Origin of the sequence: Halobacillus sp. Marseille-P3879 (genome assembly GCF_900240285.1) — a bacterium.
Taxonomy (GTDB): Bacteria; Bacillota; Bacilli; order Bacillales; family Halobacillaceae; genus Halobacillus_A.
Genome location: NZ_OESS01000003.1, coordinates 276,147 through 300,189 on the forward strand (window position 1 = coordinate 276,147; position 24,043 = coordinate 300,189).

General features: G+C 41.8%; 23 protein-coding genes. 17 read left to right on the forward strand and 6 right to left on the reverse strand.

Annotated features, from left to right (window positions below):
* The first annotated feature begins 10 nt into the window (after positions 1-10).
* The 6 genes from C1A12_RS15860 to C1A12_RS15880 all read left to right on the forward strand — a co-directional run bounded on the left by C1A12_RS15860 (position 11) and on the right by C1A12_RS15880 (position 3,923).
* Complete coding sequence (locus C1A12_RS15860; protein ID WP_101845359.1) at positions 11-751, forward strand: SDR family NAD(P)-dependent oxidoreductase; 741 nt, start codon at positions 11-13, stop codon at positions 749-751.
* Positions 752-1,335: 584 nt separating this feature from the next.
* Positions 1,336-1,677, forward strand: coding sequence for a hypothetical protein (locus C1A12_RS15865; protein ID WP_101845361.1), 342 nt, complete (start codon positions 1,336-1,338; stop codon positions 1,675-1,677).
* Positions 1,678-1,769: 92 nt separating this feature from the next.
* Entirely contained in the window at positions 1,770-1,952 is a 183-nt protein-coding gene (locus C1A12_RS15870) for a YjzC family protein (protein WP_101845363.1), read from the forward strand.
* A 171-nt stretch (positions 1,953-2,123) separates the two neighbouring features.
* Entirely contained in the window at positions 2,124-2,270 is a 147-nt protein-coding gene (locus C1A12_RS21150; protein WP_159462214.1) for a hypothetical protein, read from the forward strand.
* A gap of 168 nt (positions 2,271-2,438) precedes the next feature.
* Positions 2,439-3,302, forward strand: coding sequence for a VanW family protein (locus C1A12_RS15875; protein WP_101845365.1), 864 nt, complete (start codon positions 2,439-2,441; stop codon positions 3,300-3,302).
* A gap of 207 nt (positions 3,303-3,509) precedes the next feature.
* Complete coding sequence (locus tag C1A12_RS15880) at positions 3,510-3,923, forward strand: hypothetical protein (RefSeq protein ID WP_101845367.1); 414 nt, start codon at positions 3,510-3,512, stop codon at positions 3,921-3,923.
* Between the two features lie 47 nt (positions 3,924-3,970).
* Here C1A12_RS15880 and C1A12_RS15885 read toward each other — a convergent pair whose 3' ends face one another.
* A complete protein-coding gene (locus C1A12_RS15885; protein ID WP_101845369.1) occupies positions 3,971-4,537 on the reverse strand; it encodes a TetR/AcrR family transcriptional regulator in 567 nt (188 codons plus the stop codon).
* Between the two features lie 274 nt (positions 4,538-4,811).
* Here C1A12_RS15885 and C1A12_RS15890 point away from each other — a divergent pair, with 274 nt between their 5' ends.
* The 3 genes from C1A12_RS15890 to C1A12_RS15900 all read left to right on the forward strand — a co-directional run bounded on the left by C1A12_RS15890 (position 4,812) and on the right by C1A12_RS15900 (position 9,576).
* Positions 4,812-6,752 (forward strand): RND family transporter, encoded by a 1,941-nt coding sequence (locus C1A12_RS15890; RefSeq protein ID WP_235001673.1) that lies wholly within the window; start codon positions 4,812-4,814, stop codon positions 6,750-6,752.
* Between the two features lie 6 nt (positions 6,753-6,758).
* Positions 6,759-8,573, forward strand: a complete 1,815-nt coding sequence (locus C1A12_RS15895; RefSeq protein WP_101845371.1) for a hypothetical protein — start codon at positions 6,759-6,761, stop codon at positions 8,571-8,573.
* A 163-nt stretch (positions 8,574-8,736) separates the two neighbouring features.
* Positions 8,737-9,576, forward strand: a complete 840-nt coding sequence (locus tag C1A12_RS15900) for a deoxyribonuclease IV (RefSeq protein WP_101845373.1) — start codon at positions 8,737-8,739, stop codon at positions 9,574-9,576.
* Positions 9,577-9,608: 32 nt separating this feature from the next.
* Here C1A12_RS15900 and C1A12_RS15905 read toward each other — a convergent pair whose 3' ends face one another.
* Entirely contained in the window at positions 9,609-10,499 is an 891-nt protein-coding gene (locus C1A12_RS15905; protein ID WP_101845375.1) for a fructose bisphosphate aldolase, read from the reverse strand.
* A 292-nt stretch (positions 10,500-10,791) separates the two neighbouring features.
* Between C1A12_RS15905 and C1A12_RS15910 the strand changes: the two genes are divergently transcribed.
* Positions 10,792-11,634, forward strand: coding sequence for an aldo/keto reductase (locus tag C1A12_RS15910; RefSeq protein WP_101845377.1), 843 nt, complete (start codon positions 10,792-10,794; stop codon positions 11,632-11,634).
* A 378-nt stretch (positions 11,635-12,012) separates the two neighbouring features.
* Here C1A12_RS15910 and C1A12_RS15915 read toward each other — a convergent pair whose 3' ends face one another.
* The gene (locus tag C1A12_RS15915; protein ID WP_101845379.1) at positions 12,013-12,276 is read right to left on the reverse strand and encodes a hypothetical protein; all 264 of its coding nucleotides are present in this window, start codon (positions 12,274-12,276) and stop codon (positions 12,013-12,015) included.
* A gap of 153 nt (positions 12,277-12,429) precedes the next feature.
* Here C1A12_RS15915 and C1A12_RS15920 point away from each other — a divergent pair, with 153 nt between their 5' ends.
* A complete protein-coding gene (locus C1A12_RS15920; protein ID WP_101845381.1) occupies positions 12,430-13,080 on the forward strand; it encodes an SDR family oxidoreductase in 651 nt (216 codons plus the stop codon).
* Between the two features lie 310 nt (positions 13,081-13,390).
* Positions 13,391-13,957 carry a hypothetical protein gene (locus C1A12_RS15925; protein WP_101845382.1) on the forward strand — a complete coding sequence of 189 codons (567 nt, stop codon included), beginning with the start codon at positions 13,391-13,393 and terminating at the stop codon, positions 13,955-13,957.
* Between the two features lie 133 nt (positions 13,958-14,090).
* On the opposite strand, the gene shc is transcribed toward C1A12_RS15925, so the two are convergent.
* Complete coding sequence (gene shc, locus C1A12_RS15930) at positions 14,091-15,971, reverse strand: squalene--hopene cyclase (protein ID WP_101845383.1); 1,881 nt, start codon at positions 15,969-15,971, stop codon at positions 14,091-14,093.
* A gap of 326 nt (positions 15,972-16,297) precedes the next feature.
* Between shc and dcuS the strand changes: the two genes are divergently transcribed.
* Complete coding sequence (dcuS, locus tag C1A12_RS15935; protein ID WP_101845384.1) at positions 16,298-17,902, forward strand: DcuS/MalK family sensor histidine kinase; 1,605 nt, start codon at positions 16,298-16,300, stop codon at positions 17,900-17,902.
* Positions 17,899-18,600 carry a response regulator gene (locus tag C1A12_RS15940; protein WP_101845386.1) on the forward strand — a complete coding sequence of 234 codons (702 nt, stop codon included), beginning with the start codon at positions 17,899-17,901 and terminating at the stop codon, positions 18,598-18,600. Before dcuS ends, C1A12_RS15940 begins: the two co-directional genes overlap by 4 nt.
* Before the next feature lie 40 nt (positions 18,601-18,640).
* On the opposite strand, the gene C1A12_RS15945 is transcribed toward C1A12_RS15940, so the two are convergent.
* Together C1A12_RS15945 and C1A12_RS15950 are read right to left on the reverse strand one after the other, a co-directional pair.
* Positions 18,641-19,408: a GolD/DthD family dehydrogenase gene (locus tag C1A12_RS15945; RefSeq protein ID WP_101845388.1), complete on the reverse strand. Its 768-nt coding sequence runs from the start codon at positions 19,406-19,408 to the stop codon at positions 18,641-18,643.
* Between the two features lie 70 nt (positions 19,409-19,478).
* Positions 19,479-20,258, reverse strand: a complete 780-nt coding sequence (locus tag C1A12_RS15950; protein WP_101845390.1) for a DeoR/GlpR family DNA-binding transcription regulator — start codon at positions 20,256-20,258, stop codon at positions 19,479-19,481.
* A gap of 263 nt (positions 20,259-20,521) precedes the next feature.
* Here C1A12_RS15950 and C1A12_RS15955 point away from each other — a divergent pair, with 263 nt between their 5' ends.
* The 3 genes from C1A12_RS15955 (at position 20,522) to C1A12_RS15965 (ending at position 24,043) form a co-directional block, all read left to right on the forward strand.
* Entirely contained in the window at positions 20,522-21,628 is a 1,107-nt protein-coding gene (locus C1A12_RS15955; protein WP_373420476.1) for an alcohol dehydrogenase catalytic domain-containing protein, read from the forward strand.
* A gap of 26 nt (positions 21,629-21,654) precedes the next feature.
* Entirely contained in the window at positions 21,655-22,947 is a 1,293-nt protein-coding gene (locus C1A12_RS15960) for an MFS transporter (RefSeq protein ID WP_101845392.1), read from the forward strand.
* A gap of 91 nt (positions 22,948-23,038) precedes the next feature.
* Positions 23,039-24,043: a dihydroxyacetone kinase subunit DhaK gene (locus C1A12_RS15965; RefSeq protein WP_101845394.1), complete on the forward strand. Its 1,005-nt coding sequence runs from the start codon at positions 23,039-23,041 to the stop codon at positions 24,041-24,043.

Consider the following 24,043-nt stretch of genomic DNA (forward strand, 5'->3'; position numbering starts at 1 on the left):
GGTGGAATTGATGAATTTAAAAAATAAGACAGCTGTTATTACAGGCGGATGCCAAGGGATAGGCTATGCTACCGTAATAAAATTTTTAAAAGAAGGCGCTCAAGTAGTTATTGTTGATTTAGATAAAAAAGAAATAGAAGATACAGTGATTAATTTGAGACAGTACGAGGGACAGGTGAAAGGAATTGCAGCAGATGTATCTGACAAATCCTCGGTGGATGAGGCCATCCAATATACTATAGACCATTTTGGTTCCATTGATATAGTAGTCAATAACGCAGGTATCGTACAAGATGCTCAATTATTAAAAATGAAGGAAGAAGAATGGGACAAAGTAATTGATGTCAACCTTAAAGGTATATTTCTCGTGACACAGGCAGCGGCTTTAAGAATGAAGGAGCAAAAGAGCGGCGTTATATTAAATGCCTCTTCAGTAGTAGGTCTTTATGGAAACTTTGGCCAGACAAATTATGTTGCTTCTAAATCCGGTGTGAATGGGATGACAAAAACATGGGCTAGAGAACTGGGGCGTTACAATATTCGTGTAAATTCTATAGCTCCTGGTTTTGTGTTGACTCATATGGTGAAAGAAATGCCAAGTCATATAGTAAATATGATGAAGGAAAAATCTCTATTAAATGAGATAGGTAAACCTGAGGATATAGCAAATGCTTATGCTTTTCTAGCATCTGAAGAAGCTCGATTTGTAACAGGAACCGTCTTGAGCGTAGATGGAGGATTAGTAACTTAATCGATATCTAGCTGGGAGCTACTTATCGAATAAAATGGGAAGAATAATTAGGATAAAGAAAGTTTCTATGGTTCCAGCCTTTCCTCATTCTTACTCCTGTCTATAAGAATTAGCTGCTTCCCTCACTCCAGAAACTATAACGGTATAATAACTACCAAACCACACTCTGCGTGTGGTTTTTTATAGTTCCTCTTTTAGTCTATTTGTTCGGATGAAAGCTCATCTACTAGCTATGAAGAGGTGAGATATACAATTTAAGGTTACCTACAGACAAATCATACTAAAGTCTCCCTGTTAAGAATCATGACAGGTAAAAAGTAATGATTAGTGTTTCGTATACTATTCTGAAATACTAATAAGAAGAGGGGTCAGTGGTGGTGAGGATGCAAATGAATACTATCCAGGATAAAGAAAAGTCAACAGGTAATAAGAGGCAATTATTATTAATTTTTAATTACCAATATTTCGGTGATTTTACAGTTGAACAACTGAGAATACTTTAAAGTTTAACTTAAATGAAAAAAGAGAATTTGTATTTATGTAGCAATCAAAAAACCCTAAAAATTTGAAGGAGGATAGATATCATGGCTAAGAACAATAACAACAACAGAAACACAATGAGTGTAGAAGAAGCAGGAAAAAAAGGCGGAGAGAAAGTAAGTCAGAAATACGACCAGGAACATTTTGAGAATATCGGTCAAAAAGGTGGAGAAACCACTTCTCAAGAACATGGCCAGGAATTCTATGAAGAAATTGGTCAAAAAGGCGGCGAAACAACCAGCCAGGAATATGACCAGAAACACTTTGAGAACATCGGCCAAAAAGGTGGGGAAACCACTAGTGAAAAATACGGTGAAGAACATTATGAAAAAATCGGACAAAAAGGCGGCCGTAACTCAAGCAGCGGATCCAACCGAAGCTCATAATTACAGCCGCAGTGACTCAAATGTAAAAGTCGAATAAATTGGTTACTGGCATAAACAATTTATTCTCTAAATTATAACGGAGGTGCTTAATCATGGCAAATAATAAACAGTACAAAACAGGTGAAAAAGCTCCAGAAAGCGGTAAGTATAAAGTAGACAAGCTGCAAAACGGTAATTCCAGTCAGGACAATACAGAAATCAATCTAAATGAAGGCGATCAGTTCCCGCCTTCTCCTTCAGAGAATGAAGCAGCTTACTGGGTAAAGTCTTCTTAATGTCCTGATTGAATCCCCTCCTGGATAGTTACACGGGAGGGGATTGCTTTTTTGTTCGCACAAACACGATACAACAGAAATAAAACGAACACGCGGTGGTAAACAGGCAGACTTGAATAGAAGAGTCAATTTACTTCCGAAAAGAGTTATAAACGATTGGAGGGAATCCTTGTGAGTAACAATCATAAAGAAGGAAAATCTCCAGAACATAAAAAGAAAGAAAGAGATCCTAACCAGGATGTAGATCCTCAACGTGAAGTTCTTGAAGATCGAAATAAAAATAAAGATAGTGAAAAAAATCCAGATGACTTTGAATGAATGAACTGAGCTGTTTTAAAAGAAATCTCCATGTTAAAACAGCTTATTTTTTTATGGTGTTTTTTGAAATTGCTTTAAAAACTCTGGGCAGGCTAAGTAAGTATTTTACAAGATGTTCCACATGATTATTCACCCTTTTACTCATACTAGCAGTAGGAGGATTCAGTTATGAAAATTGCACTTTTATCTTTATGCTTACTCTTAGTCCAACCCTCTGTACAAAAAGATGACGATCATCTCTCAATAACTGAGGATAACAAAGAAATTATTAATGTGAATCGGAAGGATTTCGAAGCAGAATTCATCGGTTGGCCATTTGTAGACCAGCTTAAAATTCAGCAGCTCATCGATCAGCTGGATGACCAAATCAGCCAGGAACCTGTGAATGCCAAAATAGCCGGGTCTGGGGAAATCATTCCAGGCGAGGATGGATACAAAGTATATCAAATGAAATTCATGGAGAAATTTTATCAGTATCTTTATGACGCCGAGGTAGACACAATCTCGGTGCCGAAGATTTCTATCAGCCCTAAAGTCGATAGTGAATTGCTTGCTGATATCCGTACTCAGCAGATCGGTCATTATGTCACCTATTTTAATTCGAATAATAAAAAGCGTTCTCATAATATTCGTTTGGCTGCTGAAGCCCTCGATAGTCATGTCGTATTTCCGGGCGAGATTTTTTCTTTTAATAAGGCTGTGGGGAAAAGAACAAAGGAAAAGGGATATCAAAATGCACCGGAGATCGTGAAAGGCAAATTAACCGAGGGGATTGGCGGAGGTATTTGTCAGCTGTCTTCAACGCTGTTTAACTCAGTGGATAAGGTGGGAGTAAAGATTGTAGAACGTTTCTCTCATAGTAAGAGAGTGCCCTATGTTCCTCAGGGACGAGACGCGACAGTGAGCTGGTATGGACCCGATTTCACATTTAAAAATCAGTATAATCAGCCGCTTCTTATCCGGGCAAGGGTGGATGGCGGGCAAGTGAGTGTTACGATTTATTCTTCGGATGTAATTGATTTAGATCAGTAAAGAAGTGAAAGGAAGGCTGGGCAGCAACCCCTGCCTTCTTTTTTTACCGACTTCCGCCCTTGAACTTGGCAGAAAGCTAAGCTTTTCTAATGATTAAAAAAATATCTGCCAACGCTAAAAACAGTCAGAAGTCTACAATCTTCATCGCAGGAATCACGTTACTTTTATAGAATTTAAAAGTTAAGCTAACGACATGGAGGGCGATGTATGAAAAAATATTTAGCTATATTTGGCTTAGCTGCTCTAATTGGGTGTGCTGCAGACACGAGCGCGACGGATAATGAGGAAGATGAACAACCTTCTGAGCAGGAGTTGGAAGAGCAGCTGCGAGAGGACGCGGTGCCGGTTGAATTTGCATCTGTCAATGCCGGGGAAGTGGAAGCGGGCGAGAAGGTATTCATTCAAGGAGCAGTTTCTGCTGAAGAGCCTTCTGAGGAAGGAACTGTACTTACCGTAACAACGAAAGAAGAAAGCGGGTATGGAACATACGCGGTAGAGAATGATGAGGATGGGGCAGAGGTTATGGTTGAAGATGTTGTAGAGGTTTACGGTACGTACCAGGGGACAGATGAAGAAGGAACGCCGGTAATTGAAGAGGCGATTATTGAGATCGTCAAATAATGAGCTAAACCCAAACGTAAACAATGATTTGCGTTTGGGTTTTTTTGTTAATTCAAATATGAGAATCCATAGTTAATAAAGCTGTTGATCATCACAGCCATTTCCTTCGGCGATCGGTCCATATCATTCTCCAGCCAGTCTTTGATAACGTGGATGGCACCGCTGATGACAAAAGTGCTTAAATACTTCGATTCTTCTCTTTTTCCATAGTTATCCATCATCCAGTTGTTCATCATAAACTGCCTGGTTAATTCCATCATTCGTTTCTCAAAGGACGGGGCTGCTTCTTTGTTAAGCAGGGTTTGAAACATGAGTTTGTTTTCTGTCACGTACTGGAGGATCTTTTCAGTCATTTGAATAGATTCTTCTTCGAATTCGTAGCTGCAGCTGTATAAGTATTGATTCATATCTTCCATGATTTCTTCTTCAATCTTGCTGAGTAAGTCATAATGATCGGCATAGTGGGAATAGAAGGTCGAACGATTAATGTCAGCGAGTTCGCACACTTCTTTTACCGTGATGTCGGTTATTGGCTTCTGGGACAGCAGGGTAATAAGGCTCTCCTTCAGCACTTTTCGTGTGTATTTTCTCCGTCGGTCTAACTTTTCGTTCATTAATGGCTCTCCTTTTTTGTTACATTTCTGTGAAAACCCAACACAAATAGGTGAATGTGTTGGGGAACTTACAGAATTTGCAAAACTGTTTGTTGAATATCCAACACGGTGTCTAATAAAATATAAAGGGTATGGAATGGATTTGCAAGAGAGGTGAAGCCTTATTAATTGGACATCACAAGTCATAAAGCATAGAAAAAGCATAGTAATTTTATTTATAATACTTACTTTGATCAGTACGATTGTTCAATTTGCCGTATCTGTTAATTACAATATGGCTGATTATCTTCCGGAGGATTCCCCGTCTATTCAGTCGATGGACTTGATGGAAGAGGAGTTTGAGGAGCCAATTGAGAATGCACGGGTGATGGTCCATGATGTTTCGCTTACGGAAGCACTTGCTTTTAAAGAAGAATTAAAATCGATCGACGGAGTTAGTGAAGTCACGTGGCTCGATGATATGGTTGATCTAAAAGTACCGCTTGAAACTGCAAATAAGGATACTGTGGAATCTTACTATTTTGATGATTCAGCTCTTTTCTCCATTACGATTCTCGAAGGAGATGAAGTGGAAGCAGTCGATGAGATCTACGAACTGATTGGCGAAGAAAATGCCGTAGCTGGCGAAGCGGTTAACACGGCAACTTCTCAAAAAATGGCGGGGAGTGAGTCTTTTCACGCAGGCGCGTTATTAGTGCCGATTATCATATTAATCTTAATTCTATCCACATCTTCATGGATGGAACCTGTTTTCTTTTTAATCGCGATCGGGGTCTCGGTACTGATTAATTTAGGAACGAATATTTTTATTGGTGAAATTTCCTTTGTCACTCAGTCCGTGGCCCCTATTCTACAGCTGGCTGTGTCTCTGGATTATGCGATTTTCCTTCTGCATAGTTTTTCTGATTACCGCAAGCAAGTCAATGATCCTTCTGAAGCCATGCAGCTGGCGATGAAGCGTTCATTTCCGGCAATTACGGCCAGCGCGTCGACAACTTTCTTCGGGTTCACGGCATTAACGTTTATGGATTTCGGCATTGGCGCAGATTTAGGCTTGAATTTGTTAAAAGGGATTATGCTGAGTTTTATTAGTGTGATCGTCTTCCTGCCTGCACTGACGCTCATGTTTTACCACTGGATTGACCGCACACAGCACCGCTCTCTCGTGCCTGATTTCAAGAATGTCGGAAAACGAGTCATGAAGCTGAGAATACCGAGCCTGCTCATCGTTATGGTTATCATTGTTCCGGCCTTTTTAGCGCAGAGTAACACATCCTTCATCTACGGCAACGGAGAACATCCGGAGAATACGAGAGCAGGGCAGGATGAGGCGGCAATTAAGGAAGAGTTCGGACAAAATATGCCGATGGTTCTGCTTGTACCGCAGGGGGATCGGGCTAAAGAGGAAGAGCTGGTGTATGAGTTAGAAGAACTGGAGAATGTGTCCAGCGTTATGTCTTACGTTAATACAGTCAGCACAGCCATTCCGCCAGATTATTTAGATGATTCAATGACCGCAGCGTTCTATTCTGAAGACTATGCACGCATCACGCTGTATACAGAGACGAAAGCGGAAGGAGACACGGCTTTTTCACTGATTGAACAGGTTCAGGGGATTGCCGACACTTATTATGATGACACTCACTTAGTCGGTGAGAGTGTAACGATGTACGATATGAAAAATATTGTTCAGGATGACAATACGTTAGTGAACTGGCTGACAATTATTACCGTCGCTATTGTCCTTCTGATCACTTTCCGCTCCCTATCGATTCCGGTGGTGCTGCTGCTGACCATTCAGGCCTCAGTATGGGTCAATTTATCGGTTCCCTATTTTACGGATACATCACTTGTGTATGTCGGCTACCTGCTGATCAGTACGATTCAACTTGCCGCAACCGTCGACTACGGCATACTATTTACGGAAAATTACTATCATTTAAGAAAAGAAATGCCAGCTGTTCCGGCGATTAAGAAAACGATAGATGAAAAGATATTTGCTATATTTATTTCGGCTTCGATCTTATCCAGTGTCGGGTTTATTCTGTGGATCACGTCGAGCAATCCGATTGTTTCATCGATCGGATTACTGCTCGGAAGAGGCGCATTGCTGGCATTTGTAATGGTCGTATTTCTTCTGCCTGCACTGCTCGTAGTCCTGGATAAGGTGATTGAAAAAACCACGTGGAAAGCGAATTTTTATAAGGAGAAGTGATGGGAAATGAAACGAATCTTCGCTCTGTTCATGTTAATTCTTCTCATCATGCCTTCGTTTCTCGTTTCAGCTGAGCAAAACGAGTCTTCAAAGGATGAGGAGAATTCTGAAGAAGAAGGCAGCTATTCAAGTAAGCATGAAGTGGTATATTCCACATTGAATGCTGTCGGTGACCAGGAGGAAATGTACGTTATTAATAACTTCAGTATTGAAGAGCCCGGCAAGATCGTGGACTATGGGCCATATACAAACGTTCAGAACTTAACAAACGTTTCAGAAATTATACAAGAAGACGAACGGGTGCAAATGAAGGCGCAGGAAGACGAGTTTTATTATCAAGGAGATTTAGAAGATAAGCCGCTTCCCTGGACGATTGATGTTACCTATCAGCTTGATGGGGAAGAGATGATTCCTGAAGATCTATTAGGGGAAGACGGCGAACTGCAGCTGCAAATCAATACGGATAAAAATGAAGACGCTGACCCGTTTTTCTTTGAAAATTATCTCTTACAGATGACGATTACGCTTGATTCGGATCGGTATGACAATATTGAAGCGCCGGAGGGAACGGTAGCCAATGCCGGAAAGGATCGACAGGTAACGTTTATGGCGATGCCTGATAAGGAAGGCAGTTTCAGTATTAACGCGGATGTAACAGACTTGGAAATGGAAAGCATTGAAATAGCGGCAGTACCGCCTTCTATGGCAATTGACGCTCCCGACACAGGAGCGATGACAGATGATATGAGCTCCTTATCCGATGCCACTGCTGAAATTCACCGCGGGGTTGGTGAGTTGAAGCAGGGGATTGCAGAACTTAACAATGGTGCTGCCAACTTATATGATGGTTCTTCGCAATATAACAACGGGGTTCAAGAGCTGAATACCGGATCCACCGAACTGGTTGAAGGCTCTGCTGCCATCCAATCCTCTCTTGCAACAATGAGTGAACAGGTTGGAAGCTCTACAGGAGATATGAATGTAGAGGACCTGCAAGAGCTTGAAGAAGGATTAAACCAGCTCTCCGGTGGACTTAAGGATGCCGATACGAATTTGGCCAACTTGAAAGATGAGTTCGGAGAGGCCTATGAGGCGCTTGATCAGGCAATCGAAGCGATTCCTGGGTATGATATTTCCGATGAAAACATCGAAGCGTTGTATGAAAGTGGGGCAGATGAAGAAGTGATTAATCAGCTGGTAGAAACTTATCAGTCTGCCCAAACGGCAAAACAAACCTATACGAATGAAAAAGAAGCTTTCAGTGATGTAAGCTCTTCTCTTGAAACAAACGCTGGTTCTATAAGTGAACTGAGTGACCGCCTGCTTAATGTGGTGAATCAAGCAAGCGGAAATCTCGAAGGAGTAGACTTTGCTGACTCCATTCAAGAACTTCAGCAGGGACTGCAGGATCTGTCGTCCCACTACAATGACTTTCACTCAGGATTGGTGGAGTATACGGACGGAGCCTCTGAGCTGGCGAATTCTTATCAGGAAATCCACGGAGGAATCTCTGAATTGACAGATGGAACCACTGAACTCGAACAAGGGGCAAGTGAACTGCATGAAGGTACAGGGGAACTTGCGGCTTCCACTAGTGACATACCTGAACAGATGCAGAGCGAGATTGACCAGATGGTAGAAGAATATGATAAATCAGATGTGGAACCTGTCTCCTTTGTCTCCGGTGAGAATGAGAAAGTTGAGTCTGTCCAGTTTGTGATTAAGACAGATAGCATTAAAAAAGAGGAGGAAGAGCAAGCACCACCCGAAGAAGAAGAGGAAAAAGGCTTCTGGGACCGCCTGCTTGATTTGTTCCAATAAGATTTTATTTAATAGGAGCACAGTCTTCTTTCACTAGAGGGAGGGCTGTTTTTTTATGGAAAGGGATAAAGTGTGGCGGTAAACCAAGTTTTTCTTATGATGAATTGGAGGATATAGGGAATCCTAAGCATCATTACATCCATCATAAAAGGGAGGGGGTTTAATGATTTTTGGCAGTCACGTTTCGATCAGGGATGGTTACTTAGGAGCAGCTAAGCGGGCTGCGGCCCTAAATGCTGACGCTTTTCAATATTTTCCGAAAAACCCGAGAAGCTTATCGGTGAAATCATTTACGAGAGAGGATGCCGAGCTCTGCCAGGACTTCTGTATTCGAAATGGACTTGTATCTGTCGCCCACGCGCCCTATCCGACCGCGTTAACACCATCAGGTGATCATAAAAGGGAACAGGTTACCGCTTCACTGCTCAATGACCTGGCGATAGCTGAAGCGTGCGGTTCTCTCGGGGTCGTTGTCCACTTTGGTAAAGATATTTTCAAAGAAGATCAACTGGCGAGTTACCGATTAATGATAGACGTGCTGAATGAAGTGCTCAGTCAGTGGGACGGAAAAGGCAGAATCCTTTTAGAAAACATGGCCGGGAAGCCGGGAGCAATGGGAACAACTTTAGAAGAATTAGTGAAACTCCGGGAGTTATGTGATTATCCGGAAAAGATTGGCTTCTGCTTCGATACGTGCCATGCATTCGCGAGCGGTCTGTGGAACGGTGACAATTGGGCACAAGTGGAATATCAAGGTGTAGAGAACGGGTATTTTGAACATTTAGCCGTGATCCACTTTAATAATTCCAGGTATGGTACAGGTTCAGGCAAAGATCGTCATGCGAATATTTTTGACAATGGACATATAAAGGAAGGTCAATTTGCTGAGCTGGTGGCCTCGACTCAATTAATTAACGTTCCCTTCATCTTGGAAACCCCTAAAGAGATCATCCCTCATCAAGAAGAGATCCGGCAGTTGCAGCAGAAATGGGGCAAAAAATAAAGGTACGCCATAGAGCGTACCTTTGTGCGGCCTTATTTTTTATTTACTGATGCATCGTATATCGTATCTACTGCACTCTTTAATGCTTGATCGAACTCGTTTTCAGACTGATTGGCATTTAAGTCGGAGGCCAGTGCACGGGAAAAGCTGGCGATCAGTCCTTCATTTTCCTTCAGCTTCTCATTCGCCTCATCACGGGAATAACCTCCGGAAAGAGCGACGACACGGACAACGCGCGGATGATCAATCAATTCTTTGTAAGCATTAGCTTTCGTTGGGATCGTAAGTTTGAGCATCACGTTTTCGTCTTCTGATAAATTGTTTAGGTGTTTAAGAATTTCTTCACGCAGAATTTCTTCGCATTGTTCCTTATCCTCACTGTGAATATTAACTTCAGGCTCGATAATCGGGATAAGGTCAGCGGCTATAATCTGTTTTCCGATCTTGAATTGCTGGTCAACGACCTCTTTAATGCCGCTTTGGTTTGGTTCATGGATGACGGAGCGCATTTTCGTACCGAAGATATTTCGTTCATTAGCACGGCGCAGCTTTTCATCTAAATCGTCAATCGGCTTCATAAGCTGAACACCGTTTTCCTGCTCGGCTAATCCTTTGTCTACTTTAAGAAAAGGAACAACGCCTTTTTCAGCCAGATAGTCCCCGGTATATTTCCCATCAATCTCGCGGTCCATCGTCTGCTCGAAGAGAATAGCGCCGATGATACGGTCGCCGTCAAATGCAGGAGAAGTAATGATTCTTGTTCTCATCTGGTGAACCAGATCGAACATTTCGTCCTCGCCTGAATAAGAATCTTCAGGCACTCCATACCCTGCTAATGCTTTAGGTGTACTTCCTCCACTCTGGTCAAGTGCAGCGATAAATCCTTTTCCCTCTTTGATTTTCTCGAATTGACTGTTATTCATGATTCCACTCCTTTTTTCAAATATGGAACATTTCCATTTATTACTCTTCCCTTTATGTCTTAGACTTTAACATTGAAAGTTATAGAAGAAAACCCACTCTTCCTGTGCTGGGGAATCGGGTCTTCCTCTATATTATAAGTTATTGCTTGTAGTAGAAGCGGAGCAGGATCCAGACCCAGCAATTGCACATCCCCTTGAATATTCCCTGACCGTAAAGATTCTAACCGCTTTGTTTGGAAAACTTTTCATTTAAATGATACGCTATAATTAGTATTGAGAGGAGTGAGTAGTGATGAATACATACATTCCAGAGATTACTCTAAATGATGGGGTTACTTTACCGGCTATCGGGCTCGGCACCTATAAACTGAACGGAAATGCAGGTGCCCAAGCGATTGACACCGCGATTGATACGGGTTATCGATTGATTGATACAGCGTATAATTATGAAAATGAAGGAACAGTAGGCGAAGCCATTCGCCGCAGTTCGGTCTCAAGAAAAGATTTAATCATTACATCTAAATTGCCAGGACGTTATCAAACGTATGATAAAGCGGTTAATGCTATCCAGGAATCTTTGTATCGGGGGAACTTGGATTATTACGATCTATATTTAATTCACTGGCCCAATCCTAAACGGGATGAATATGTAGAAGCGTGGCAAGCGTTGATTGACGCGAAAAAATGGGGGTTGATCCGTTCTATTGGCGTTTGTAACTTCCTGCCTGAGCACTTGGAGCGTCTGGAAAAGGAAACGGGAACGAAGCCAAGCCTTAATCAAATCGAGTTGCATCCATTTTTTAACCAGGAAGATCAAAGGATATGGCACGCAGAGCATGATATCAAAACACAGTCATGGAGTCCATTAGCCCGGGCGAGCGAAGTGTTACAAAATGAAACCCTTCAAGGGATAGCGGACCATCATAATAAGACGATATCACAAATTATTCTGCGCTGGCATCATCAATTAGGGGCAATCCCAATTCCTAAGTCTTCCTCACCAAAGCGGCAGCTTGAAAACATTTCAATTTTTGATTTCTCTCTTACGGATGCTGAAATGGGCAGGATTGCAGAGCTGACTCGTGAGGACGGCCGAATCAACGATCAGGATCCGGCGGTTTATGAAGAGTTTTGATCAGTGTAAGCAGAATAGCCAATTCATCGACAGGTGAATTGGCTTTTAGCTTGTGGAGAAATCCCTGTTTTTTCCGAGGCCACTGAAAAAGTCCTTTCTGCTTTTAAAGTTGGTTGTTACTTCTCACGAATCGCTTATCGGTTGATGCTTGCCGCGGTCACGGCCTCAGCTAACTTGGTCAAGAAGATCACTTGACCAAGTGGGTCTTCTGCCCTCACTGTTCCTGCGATACATCGGACGTGCTAGTGTCGATGTTGGCCACAGGACGTGGCCGGTTTTAATCGACCAGGAGTCACCACCGAACGCTCATTGTGGCATCAACAGAGGTGAAACGAAAAAGAGTGATTTTCTTTGACACTTCTACTAAAAAATAAAGAATCAATGAAACAAAGATCTGATTTGATTCAAGTCCTCTACAAATTGATCGGATTCTTCTGGGCTCAATCGGACGAGCATTTGTTCATTCAAGGTTAATATTTGGCCGTCCATCTCATGCTTGTGACGGCTTAAATAATTGTAGATCGAATTAAACTGTTCCTGATTCAAAGCAGTAGTTGTTGAAAGATGCTTAACTTGATACAGCATAAACTCATCTGTTGTCTGGTCAAATTCACCCGATAGAATCTCCCCGGTAAATTTCATTCGATCACCCCATCGTTTTTTGTCTCTTGTTAGTTTGTCCTGTTTAACGGTCCATATGAGAACTTTAGAAAGGCAGGAGCGTGTTTATAGACATCGTTCTTCTTTTCCTTTTACTATAGAGATGAGAGAAACAAAATAGAAAGGATGAAGAAGATGAAAGTACTCGTTGTTGGAGCAAACGGTCAAATCGGTAAGCATCTTGTTTCATTTATTCAGGAGCATGACAGCCTTGAGGCCAAAGCCATGATCCGTAAGCAGGATCAAGTCTCCTTTTTTGAAAACCTGGGTGCGGAAACGGCAGTCGTCGATCTGGAAGATGATATAGAGACTATTGCCAAAGCGGCTGAAGGAGTCGATGCGGCTGTATTCACAGCTGGTTCCGGGCCAAGCACGGGGAAAGATAAGACAATCCTAATTGACCTCGATGGTGCTGTGAAAACGATCGAAGCCGCTAAAGCAGCTGGAGTGAAACGGTTTATTATGATTAGTTCATTCGACACGAGACGAGAAGCCATTCAATCTGCCAATTCATCATTTGCACCATATGTGGCTGCCAAGCATTATGCTGATGAATGGCTGAAAAGAACAGATCTTGATTATACGATTATCCACCCGGGGATGCTGACCAATGATCAGGGGACTGGACAGGTATCAGCAGCTGTTGAAGTGGAAAGAGGAGAGATTCCACGTGAAGATGTGGCTTCGGTCATTGTCGCCAGCCTGGAAAACAACCAAACGATTGGGAAAGAATTCCAGGTTGTAGGTGGAACGACGTCAATTAAAGAGGCAATCGATTCGATTTAAATGAAGATATCTATTCGTACGAAAAGACGATTTACCTAATAAGGTAAATTGTCTTTTTTGTATTTTTATAATGTTTAACTTTGTTAAAGGTCTAAAGTATAAGAAAAACTGTGACTTCCCCGTTGGACTTAGCGTTAAGCCAAGTATTTCTAAGATTGCGGATTGGTGAACCTTGAGGAACCAGGGCTTTTGCGCGCATCCTCCAACTTTATTATCAATTTTTATTGAACCAGAAAGTATTCAAATAAGCCGGCTCTGCAGTGTGCTATGATATTCTATAATCGGAATTATCAAAGGAGGCCCTTTCACCATGTTCACGTTAAGAGACGCGATTGGTATGCGGTTAGAAGACATCCAGGAGGAGAAAAAGTATCTGCGCGAAACGATTAAGCAGCTGACTATGGAACAACAGGAATTAATCGACCGCCTCGAGCGTATAGAAGGGAAAGAAGAAGAGAACATAGATGATTCTGCGGATTTCCATTCTTTAGTGGAAACAGTAAACGATGGGAAAGTACAGCGTCAGGAGTTTTTGGCGCATTCCTCCATAGAAAAAGAATCGAGTGAGCTGCCGCCGGAAGCATCTCAAAACGAATATATTCTTCCTACGGATCCGTCAGCATTTTCTTCAGACCGATCTAAAAGCATGACTTATAAGGAATTAACCCATATTTTGATTAACTATGCGAAGGAACATAATAATCAGGTCGATCATGAAGAGTTTGAGAAATACTTAATTGATCATTACCATTTTAATCCGGAGAATTTCTCTCATATCATTTGGAGAGCTAGAAAGCAGGATCGTCGGCTTCGCAGTGTCATCAGCGGCAATCGGAAAATCACGATTCTAGATAACAGTGAGCATAAAGACAAGTAAAGTGGATCCGGGTCTTACCAGGGCATTGATAAGAAATCCATTGAGCTTAGAAGGTAAGACCTTATAGAACCATAAATGAATAAAGAGGCCTAAATTCTTTCCAATCAAAAATATCCTGGCAGCTTATTGCCGGTTATTCAAATTTATTGTGATAGTGAGCCAGTGCGATTAAGGGGAAAATGTAGCGGTAGCTGTGATAGTGAATGTAGAACGTGGCTGCCATGGCCTGCCCTTTCGGATAGTCAGTCGTCCAATCTTCTTTTTCAATCGACCGTAGGAGATAGGCGACTCCTTTCTGTATTTCTTCACCTGGTTGCTCTTCAATTGTGATCAGGATATCCAGGGCCCAGGCGGTGTCCGTCAATGTGCTGGCCCCGAGAGGAACATATTCTTTTTGGCTGTCGCTTAAACAGGATTCCCCCCATCCGCCATCACTGTTTTGAATACTTTTTATCCACCTGACAGCAGATTGTATGGATGGGTGCGTGGCTCGAGTACCTACAGCCGCAAGACCGGTGACCGCGGCCCAGGTGCCGTTAATATAGCAGATGCCCCAGCGGCTGTACCACGAGCCATCTTTCTTTTGATTGTTCAAAATCCATTTCACTGCTTGTTTTACCGTTCTCTGGTTCTGTGATAGATTCGTATAGTTTCCTAGAAATTCTAACGTTCTCCCGGTAAGGTCGGCGGAAGTAGGGTCACTAAACATGAATTCAGCCTTTTCAATCGGAAGTAAGCTAACCCATGGATTTTTAATGTTTTTTTCAAAGGAAGCCCAGCCCCCGTCATCATTCTGCATGGTGAATAACCAGAACAAGCCTTGATCCCATGCACCCCGGAAATCAGAGTTTATGGAAACCTGCTCAGCTATCGATCTTAAAGAAGCAGTCGTGTCATCGATATCAGGGTTCATCGTATTTACATCGGAAAATCCCCAGCCGCCTGGCCGTCCATTGGGATTATGAACAGCCCAGTCCCCAAATTTATGATGCTGGCGATCCAGCAAATAACGATTGGCCTTTTGAATTACGGGATCGTCCGAGGGGACTCCCGCCAGCTGCAGGGCCGTACTAATGAGAGACGTGTTCCATACATTGGCGGTCGTGTACTGCATATGAGGCAGCCCGTGAATGGTTGTTTTCATCGAAATCAAGCCATCCAGAGCATTTGAAATCAGAGTGTCATTCCTGGAGTAACCGAGTGAAAGTAAGGCAAATACCATTAAAAAAGTGGAACTGAAATAGCTGTAAAATGTCCCATCTGGTTCAATGCGGTCGAGCATATAGCTTTTGGTTCGCTCCATCGCCATTGAATGAAGCTGCGAAGGTAAGCCGATTAAGCTTTTGATTCCTTCTTCAATTGTTGAGAATAAAGAACGCCATTCTGCAGGGAACTCCCAGTTCTCTTCTTCCGCTCGGTTCGTAAATAAATCAGAAAGATCAGGGCTCAAAGCAGTCTTTTTACTAAATTTATTCTCAGCTAGTATTAAAATAGGTGCAAGATTGGTGCGGCCATAAACAGAGGTTTGATAGAAATTAATTGGAAACGACAGCGGCAGAAGCATCATTTCGACCGGAACTGGGAACATAGTCGGCCATTTATACTGACCGGTAATGGCCAGCATGATTTTAGTATAAATATTGACCTTTTCCATTCCTCCATTAGCCAGAATGAATTTCCTGGCAGCACGCAGTCTGGTGTCGGTTTTTGGAAAATACCCTGAGTACAACAGGGCGTAATAAGACTCCACGCTCAGTGCTAAATTTCCGTTTGGTTCGTCATGGAAAAGCTTCCATGCTCCATTATCCTCCTGCCTGCTGAGAATTCTTGAAGTCAGCCCCTGAATTAATTCTTCTTTATCCTCTATTTCTAAAGTCCTTAATAAAACGATCATGTAAGCATCTGTTAATACCCCTGTTTCAAATGGGTAGTTCCAGGAACCATTAAAAGTTTGATCGTACTTAAGCTTATCAATTATCTCTTGAATGCCCTGGTTGACAGGGATCCGCGCCATATACTTATCCTCCCCTGAAAAATTTGCTCAGTTATATGTATTCATCAAGTTTTAAAAGTATTTAGTATGGGGGGGAATATTAAAATCAAAGAAGTCATCGACTGCCAGCGAATTTCTACTGTGTCGCTGACTTCCAATAATATTTTCTTTTTCACCTTCTGTATCTTTTCTTAAAGTCATATTTACTTAAGCAGCCAAAAGGATGACTTCATATGCTGGCAGTTTCTTAGGCGGTTAATTCTAATAGAGATGAAGTAAACTAACTACATAAAGAAGAAGGAATGATACACTTTATTTAACAACTTATTGAATACAGGAGAAATTTCATGACCAAATCACGATTTAAGCTGAGCACGATGATTATTTTCTATGTGCTCTTAGTTGTTTTACTTTCACTGTTAATTACTGATCTGCTCATCACAGAAAATACGAGCGATGATATTCGTGATCAGCTTGAAGAGAAAGCGCTGATTGTATCCCGCTCTGTGGCAGAATCTCAGATTGTTCAAGAAAGTCTGCAAAATCAAGCAAACGATGAAACGATTCAGGATTATGCCATGAGTATTCAAGAAGCGACCGATGTTCTATTCGTCGTAGTCATGGATATGGAGGGGATTCGTAAATCTCATCCTAATCCTGAACGAATTGGAAAAAGCTTCGTAGGCGGCGATGAAGAAAGGGTTTTAAACGGGGAAGAATACATATCCATATCCGAAGGAACGCTTGGGCATTCGGTGCGAGCCTTTACACCGATTTATGGAACAGACGGAGAGCAGGTGGGGGCTGTATCAATAGGAATATCCTTAGATGCCGTGGAAGCTTCTCTTCAAAGGAGTCACCGAAACATTTTGATCGGCTCCTTAATTGGCGCTCTTGTCGGAGTAATTGGGGCTTTTCTGCTCGCTCGATATATTAAGAAAAGTTTGTTTGGGTTAGAACCTGTGGCGATAGCAAGAATACATGAAGAGCGTAACCGAATGCTGCACTCCGTTAGAGAAGGGATTATTGCTGTAGATTCCGATGCAAAAATTACGCTGGTGAACAAATCGGCACGGGAAATTTTTCAGAAGGCGGGGATCCACGTTGAAGATCCCTTGGGGCTGCACATTTCATATTATCTTCCCCATTCTATGCTGGAACGGGTTCTAGAAACCGGGGAGGCTGAGCTGGATGAGGAACAAGTGATCAACGGTTCATCTATTATCGTGAACCGTGTACCATTGATCGTAAATGATGAAGTAGTGGGTGCGATATCGACCTTTAGGGATAAAACCGAAGTGAATCAGCTGGCAGAACAGTTGACAGGCGTTCGATTATATGCGGAGTCGCTGCGAGCCCAGTCGCACGAATTTAAAAATAAGCTGCATGTACTGCTTGGTATGGTCGAGATGGAGTCCTTTAAAGATGTGAAATCGTATATTAAGCAGCTCGTAGATCATCAAGTTCACGAAGCAGATGCGATCACGAATAAAATAAAGGATCCCGTTCTGGCCGGGTTTATGATTGGTAAATTGAGCTTCGCCCGGGAACAAAATATTGATCTGTCTGTAAGCTGCGAAACCGTCATCCCGGCTCCGGGACATGTAGCGGTCACCCATGAATTAGTAACGATTATCGGCAATTTGCTGGACAATGCTATTGAAAGCCTGGCAGGGAGCGAAGAGAAAAGGATTTCCCTTTTTATGTCGTATGTAGATGAATTGCTGACGATTGAATTGAGCGATACAGGAACTGGGATTGAAAATGGAGTTCAGGAAGAAATTTTTCAAAGAGGGGTGTCGACAAAAGGAGAGGACCGCGGGTATGGACTGCATCTCGTGAGAGCAAGTGTCGATGCTCTCGAAGGATCACTTGAACTGGAGTCAATCTTACAAGAAGGAACGAAATTTACCGTAATTATTCCCTATGAAGCAGAGGTGAATGAAGAATGATTCAAGTGCTTATTGTAGAAGATGATCCAATGGTGGCTGATTTAAATAAAAGGTATGTTGAACAGGTCGAAGGTTTTCAGTTAGTGGATGCGGCTTCAAATGTAGAGGAGGCTTATCAGTATTTAGATCAATTTAAAATAGATCTAGTCCTGCTCGATGTTTACATGCCGGGAAAAAATGGGCTTCAGCTTCTGAAAGAGTTAAGAGAAAAGGATGAGCAGGTCGATGTGATCTTAATAACGGCTGCCTCTGAAAAAGAGCAGATCCAGCAATCGTTACGTCTCGGTGTCGTTGATTATTTAATTAAACCTTTTGAGTTTGAGCGGCTTAAAGAGGCATTAAATAAATATAAACAGCATCACTTTGTACTCCATGAGAAACGCAGCGTAAATCAGGATGAGCTTGATCAAATTTTTAGTAAGCAGGACCGACAGGATAGTTATCAAATTCAAGTACCTAAAGGGTTAACGAAAACCACCTTAGAACACATCATTGAGGTCATCCGCTCGAAAGGAGACGCTGCCTTTTCTACAGATGAGATTGCCCTGGATACGGATATTTCAAGAGTTTCGGTTCGGAAATATTTAAAGTTTTTAAAAGAGATAGATTTCCTAGAAGAAACTCTCATTTATGGAGTGGGCCGTCCGGTCTATCAATATCAGGTTAAAGAAATGCATGACATTGAGTTCTACCATTAAAAAAGCAGCCAAATCTGGCTGCTAACTTAGTAGTTCCTGTTTATTTAATAGTGTTACCTCCATCAATAACTATGTTTTCTCCGGTAATTAGATCCGTTGCATCACTTGCTAAAAACACGGCTATAGCTGCAACCTCCTCTGGATAACCAAAGCGGCCGAGGGGGATTTCTTTTTTGGCCTTTTCCCCTTTTTCTCCGCTCCATGCTTTTTTACCTAATTCAGTTAGGATTACAGTTGGTGATATTGCGTTAACGTTAATGTTAAACTGTGCCCATTCGTATGCCAGGCTCTTGGTGATACTGATAATTCCTGCTTTACTTGCGGAATAAGCCACATGATTGTCTAGAGCGATTAATGCAGCTTGGGAAGCCATATTTATTATTTTTCCTCCCTGCCCTTGTTCAATCATTACTTTGCCTGCTTTCTGGCACATTTTAAAGGAAGCTGTTAAGTTAAGGTCAAGAGTAGTCTGCCAGGCATCATCGGCTAGATTCTCAGCATCATCAAGTAAGACTACTCCAGCAGAATTCACTAAAATATCTATATTACCAAATCGGTTTTTCACTTCATCAATTGCATGGTCGATACTTTGATTATCCATGATATCACATTGAATCCCGATGGCTCTCTGTGGATCGATTTTTCTAGCTTCATCCATTACATAATCCTTCACATCCAGAATAGCAACATTGCTTCCTTTCTCTGCATACAAAGAAGCAATTGCTCTTCCTATTCCACTTGCCCCGCCAGTAATTATGGCTGTTTTTCCTTCAATATTAAAATTTTTGTCGTAACCTTTAAATTCCATTGTAATATCTCCTCTCTCTTTTTGTTAACGGTTTCATTTTTATCGTTAGGGATAGGAAACCCTTCGTTTCCTAGTTAAATACCGGGGTAATAAATTCTATATTTTGTTCTTTCAATTCGGTAGAAAGAGCTACATTAGAAACCTGGTCAGTAATTAAGATATCAATTTCTTCAGGAGTGGCAAAAACCGCACTGGAAGACTTTCCAATCTTAGATGAATCTACAAGCGCTACAATTTTATTCGATTTTTTTATCAATTCCTTCTTTAAAGCTACTTCATATAGGTTGAAGTCCGTTAAACCGTTTTCCACGGAGAATCCATTTCCTGAGGTGAACATTATATCTACATTAACGTGCTCTAATATAGACAATCCTAAAGTACCTTCAATAGAAGAAGAACGGTTGGTTAAAACCCCTCCAATTAGGATAACCGTAATATCCGGATTCTCCTTTAGTTCAAGAGCTGTAAGTACACCGCTTGTTACCACTGTTAAACGGATAGGCTGATTCTTGAGGTGACGAGCTAATTCCAGGGCAGTAGAGCTCGCATCCAACAATATGCACTGTTTCTCTTCGATAAGTTCAAATGCAGTATCAGCTATTATTGTTTTTTCCTCTCGATTTTTTTTCTCTCTTGCGGAAAAACTTGTTTCATTATCAGAATCCTCATTTAGCATGGCGCCTCCATGAGTCCTTTTGAGAAGTCCGTCTTCTTCCATTTTATTTAAGTCGGTCCTCAGTGTAGCTTCGGAAACTCCAATATGTGCAGCCAGCTCTTTTACAGTTACCCGTTTCTTTTCATCCAGCAGCTGCAGTATTTTGTTTCTTCTTTCGCTTACAAACATTTTCATGTGCTAAACATCCTTATTTTTATTATTAACTTAATGATATTTCATTTGTGTTTTTTTATCAATGTTAAAATGGTTTTATTTTCGTTTTATTTCGTTTTTATTGTTATTTTTATTTATTTGAAAACATTCAAAAATAATATTGACAAAACAAAAATTAATGATAAACTAAGTGCAAATGGTTGTAACCGGTTACAAAAAAACATCCATTATCCGATGAATTTTTTGTTTGCAGAGTAATCTATTTATAAAAGGAGAGAGCAGAAATGACAGAAATGCTAGCTAAACAACAGAAGCCACAGGTGCTTCCGGAAACGATGAAAGCAGTAGTTGCTTATGGACCTAAGGATTATCGCTTCGAGGAAGTTGAAACCCCAAAGCTCGAAAATGACAAAGAAATCATTGTGAAAGTGGAAGCTTGTGGAATCTGTGCCGGGGATATTAAAGCTTACGATGGTGCTCCCAGCTTTTGGGGAGATGAAACACAACCTGCATATATAAAAGCACCCATGATCCCTGGCCATGAGTTTATTGCTCGCATTGTTCAAATAGGGGACGCTGTGGAAGGTTTTGAAGTTGGAGATCGTGTCATTTCCGAACAGATTGTACCATGCTGGGATTGCAGGTTCTGTAACAGAGGCCAATATTGGATGTGTGAGAAGCATGATTTATATGGATTCCAGAAGAATGTTAATGGTGGAATGGCAGAGTATATGAAATTCACAAAAGAGGCGATTAACTACAAAGTACCGGAAGATCTTCCTATTGAACAAGCTATATTGATCGAGCCATATGCCTGCAGTCTGCATGCCGTGCAAAGAGCTCAAATTGAACTGGGAGACGTAGTCGTTCTATCAGGTGCAGGGACACTAGGCCTGGGTATGGTTGGCGCCATTAAAAAATCAGGTGCTGGGAAATTAGTGGTTTTAGACTTAAAAGAGGATCGTTTAGAACTTGCTAAACAGTTTGGGGCTGACCTCGTACTTAATCCTAGTGAAGTGGATGTCGTTCAGGAGATAAAAGATATGACTGAAGGTTATGGGTGTGACATTTATATTGAAGCCACAGGACATCCGAAGTCTGTAGAGCAGGGACTTCACGCCATTCGCAAATTAGGTCGTTTTGTAGAATTCAGTGTATTCGGTGAGCCGGTGTCTGTGGACTGGAGTATTATCAGTGATAGAAAAGAGCTTGATGTCCTGGGGTCTCATTTAGGTCCGTACTGCTATCCTCTTGTAATCGAAGGGATTGCAAATGGGGACTATCCAACAAAGGATGTAGTCACCCATCAACTTAATCTTAAAGATTTTGAAGAAGGCTTTGAGTTAATGAAGAAAGGCGATAAATCGTTAAAGGTCATTTTAAAGCCGTAACAATCTAAAGGGATGGTGGAAATAGAATGAATGATTTAACTCAGAAAGATTCTTTTCTCGACCGGATAGGTGTTCCTTCTCACTTGGCATGGGGATATTTTGGTGTACTGATCTTTATGATGGGGGACGGGTTAGAGCTTGCCTGGATTAGCCCTTATTTAGTTGACGAGGGATTGTCTGTATCTCAAGCCGCCACTTTAACTACTTCGTATGGTGTAACAATTGCGATTGCCGCTTGGTTTTCAGGAGTATTAACGGAAGCCATTGGGCCAAGACGAACGATGCTTCTTGGTGTAGGGTTATATATATTGGGTCACGTTCTATTTGTGGGCTTAGCGATTCCAACCCTTAATTATGGGTTAATGATTCCTACTTATGCACTGCGAGGTTTTGGATACCCGTTGTTTGCTTATTCTTTCCTTGTCTGGATAACGTACCGTACACCTCAGCATCAGCTCGGTAAAGCAGTGGGATGGTTCTGGTTTGTCTTTACTGGAGGTTTAAGTGTACTTGGAGCTTACTATTCAAGTTTTTCGATAGAAGTATTTGGATACATCCCAACACTCTGGACAGCAATTATCTGGGTTTTAATCGGGGCGTTTTTTGCTATTGTAGTTAACAAAGACAAATTTGAAATCTTGGATGAGAAGCCAAGTGATACCTCTAAACTTAAAGAGCTGTTAAATGGTATAACCATTGTTAAAAGAGAACCAAAGGTTGGGATAGCCGGTATTGTGCGGATTGTTAACCAGGCTTCTCAGTATGCATTTCCTTTATTTCTTCCTATTTATTTAGCTGATCAAGGTGTCAGCACTACGGTTTGGCTTAATATATGGGGTACCATTTTTATTTCGAATATTGCTTTTAATCTGATTTTTGGGTATGTTGGTGATAAATTTGGATGGAGAAACACTGTTACCTGGTTTGGGGCAGTAGGGTGCGGGGTTTTTACAATTATGTTGTTCTACATACCCCAAGTCTTTACTGGAAACGTCTTCGTAGTCGGACTTATCGGTATCCTTTGGGGTGCTTGCTTGGCTGGCTTTGTACCACTTTCTGCGTTGACACCGACATTAGTTGGTGATGGCGATAAAGGAGCAGCTATGTCCATCTTAAATTTAGGAGCTGGATTATGCGTATTCGTCGGGCCTGCTCTAGTCGCACTTTTCTATGATTTAGTAGATACTCAGGGAATGATGTTGATTCTAGCCGGGTTGTATTTCGGAGCAGCTATTCTAACCAGGTTCCTTAAAGTACCTGAAGAGCTTCTAGAAGAAGAGGGGAAGTCAGTTAAAGATGGAGAGCAGTCTGTCATTTGAAAATAGCGAGTAGATAGCTTTTTATTAGAAGCTATCTACTCCTGCTATATTCGTAGATTAGAACTAATAGAGCAAAGGGAGTGCACTAAAAATGAAGAAGCTTATTAATGATCCTAGAAGAGTAGTTGAAGAAATGGTGGAGGGATACGTCCATGCACATCCTGAATACATAAAACAATTGCCTGAAAATGAAAGGGCTTTAGTTACTTCGCGAGAGACTAGAGAAGGGAAAGTCGGGATCTTGATTGGAGGGGGATCCGGGCATGAGCCCGGTTTCTTAGGGTATGTCGGTGAAGGTATGGCAGATGGAGTAGCTGTTGGGAATATTTTTGCTTCGCCTTCCCCGGATCCTATATTAGAAGTTACCAAATCGATCGATAAAGGAGCAGGAGTCGCTTATCTATATGGTAACTATGCTGGCGATGTTATGAATTTCGGAATGGCGGCGGAAATGGCTGATATGGAGGAAGATATCGAAGTAGGAATGGCTTTAGCAACAGATGATGTTGCCTCTGCGCCGAAAGAAGAACAGGAGAAGCGGCGCGGGATTGCCGGAGAATTCTTTATTTATAAGGCGGCAGGTGCAGCAGCAGACTTTGGTTACAGCCTGGAAGAAGTTATTAGAGTAGCTGATAAGGCAAATACCAACACTCGTTCCATGGGAGTCGGGATCAGCCCATGCTATCTTCCGCAAACAGGTGAACCTAGCTTTGAGATCGGTGATGATGAAATGGAAATCGGTCTTGGACATCACGGGGAACCTGGCCTTGAAAAAGGAAAACTTGAATCTGCAGATGCCGTAGCAGACCGCCTTGTTGGTGATATTTTAAATGATGTTGAATTTTCTCCCGGTGAAGAAGCTGCAGTCTTAGTAAATGGTCTAGGTTCAACTCCTAAAATGGATTTATATATTGTCTATCGCAGGGTTGAACAAATCTTAAAAGAACGAGGAATTAAGATTTACCGATCCTACGTCGGTGACTATATTACCTCGCTTGAAATGGGCGGCTGCTCAGTAACTTTGATGAAGCTGGATGAAGAATTAAAGAAAACGATTGACCACCCTGTAGACTGCCCGATGTTCGTTCAAAAATAA

Coding starts and splice junctions, on each gene's coding strand:
- C1A12_RS15940 (WP_101845386.1), top strand. CDS start 17,899: ATGATTCAAGTGCTTATTGTAGAAGATGATCCAATGGTGGCTGATTTA.
- C1A12_RS15955 (WP_373420476.1), top strand. CDS start 20,522: ATGACAGAAATGCTAGCTAAACAACAGAAGCCACAGGTGCTTCCGGAA.
- C1A12_RS15880 (WP_101845367.1), top strand. CDS start 3,510: ATGAAAAAATATTTAGCTATATTTGGCTTAGCTGCTCTAATTGGGTGT.
- C1A12_RS15925 (WP_101845382.1), top strand. CDS start 13,391: ATGTTCACGTTAAGAGACGCGATTGGTATGCGGTTAGAAGACATCCAG.
- shc (WP_101845383.1), bottom strand. CDS start 15,971: ATGGCGCGGATCCCTGTCAACCAGGGCATTCAAGAGATAATTGATAAG.
- C1A12_RS15890 (WP_235001673.1), top strand. CDS start 4,812: ATGGCTGATTATCTTCCGGAGGATTCCCCGTCTATTCAGTCGATGGAC.
- C1A12_RS15910 (WP_101845377.1), top strand. CDS start 10,792: ATGAATACATACATTCCAGAGATTACTCTAAATGATGGGGTTACTTTA.
- C1A12_RS15870 (WP_101845363.1), top strand. CDS start 1,770: ATGGCAAATAATAAACAGTACAAAACAGGTGAAAAAGCTCCAGAAAGC.
- dcuS (WP_101845384.1), top strand. CDS start 16,298: ATGACCAAATCACGATTTAAGCTGAGCACGATGATTATTTTCTATGTG.
- C1A12_RS15860 (WP_101845359.1), top strand. CDS start 11: ATGAATTTAAAAAATAAGACAGCTGTTATTACAGGCGGATGCCAAGGG.
- C1A12_RS15900 (WP_101845373.1), top strand. CDS start 8,737: ATGATTTTTGGCAGTCACGTTTCGATCAGGGATGGTTACTTAGGAGCA.
- C1A12_RS15885 (WP_101845369.1), bottom strand. CDS start 4,537: ATGAACGAAAAGTTAGACCGACGGAGAAAATACACACGAAAAGTGCTG.
- C1A12_RS15945 (WP_101845388.1), bottom strand. CDS start 19,408: ATGGAATTTAAAGGTTACGACAAAAATTTTAATATTGAAGGAAAAACA.
- C1A12_RS15960 (WP_101845392.1), top strand. CDS start 21,655: ATGAATGATTTAACTCAGAAAGATTCTTTTCTCGACCGGATAGGTGTT.
- C1A12_RS15905 (WP_101845375.1), bottom strand. CDS start 10,499: ATGAATAACAGTCAATTCGAGAAAATCAAAGAGGGAAAAGGATTTATC.
- C1A12_RS15920 (WP_101845381.1), top strand. CDS start 12,430: ATGAAAGTACTCGTTGTTGGAGCAAACGGTCAAATCGGTAAGCATCTT.
- C1A12_RS15895 (WP_101845371.1), top strand. CDS start 6,759: ATGAAACGAATCTTCGCTCTGTTCATGTTAATTCTTCTCATCATGCCT.
- C1A12_RS15915 (WP_101845379.1), bottom strand. CDS start 12,276: ATGAAATTTACCGGGGAGATTCTATCGGGTGAATTTGACCAGACAACA.
- C1A12_RS15950 (WP_101845390.1), bottom strand. CDS start 20,258: ATGAAAATGTTTGTAAGCGAAAGAAGAAACAAAATACTGCAGCTGCTG.
- C1A12_RS15875 (WP_101845365.1), top strand. CDS start 2,439: ATGAAAATTGCACTTTTATCTTTATGCTTACTCTTAGTCCAACCCTCT.
- C1A12_RS15965 (WP_101845394.1), top strand. CDS start 23,039: ATGAAGAAGCTTATTAATGATCCTAGAAGAGTAGTTGAAGAAATGGTG.
- C1A12_RS15865 (WP_101845361.1), top strand. CDS start 1,336: ATGGCTAAGAACAATAACAACAACAGAAACACAATGAGTGTAGAAGAA.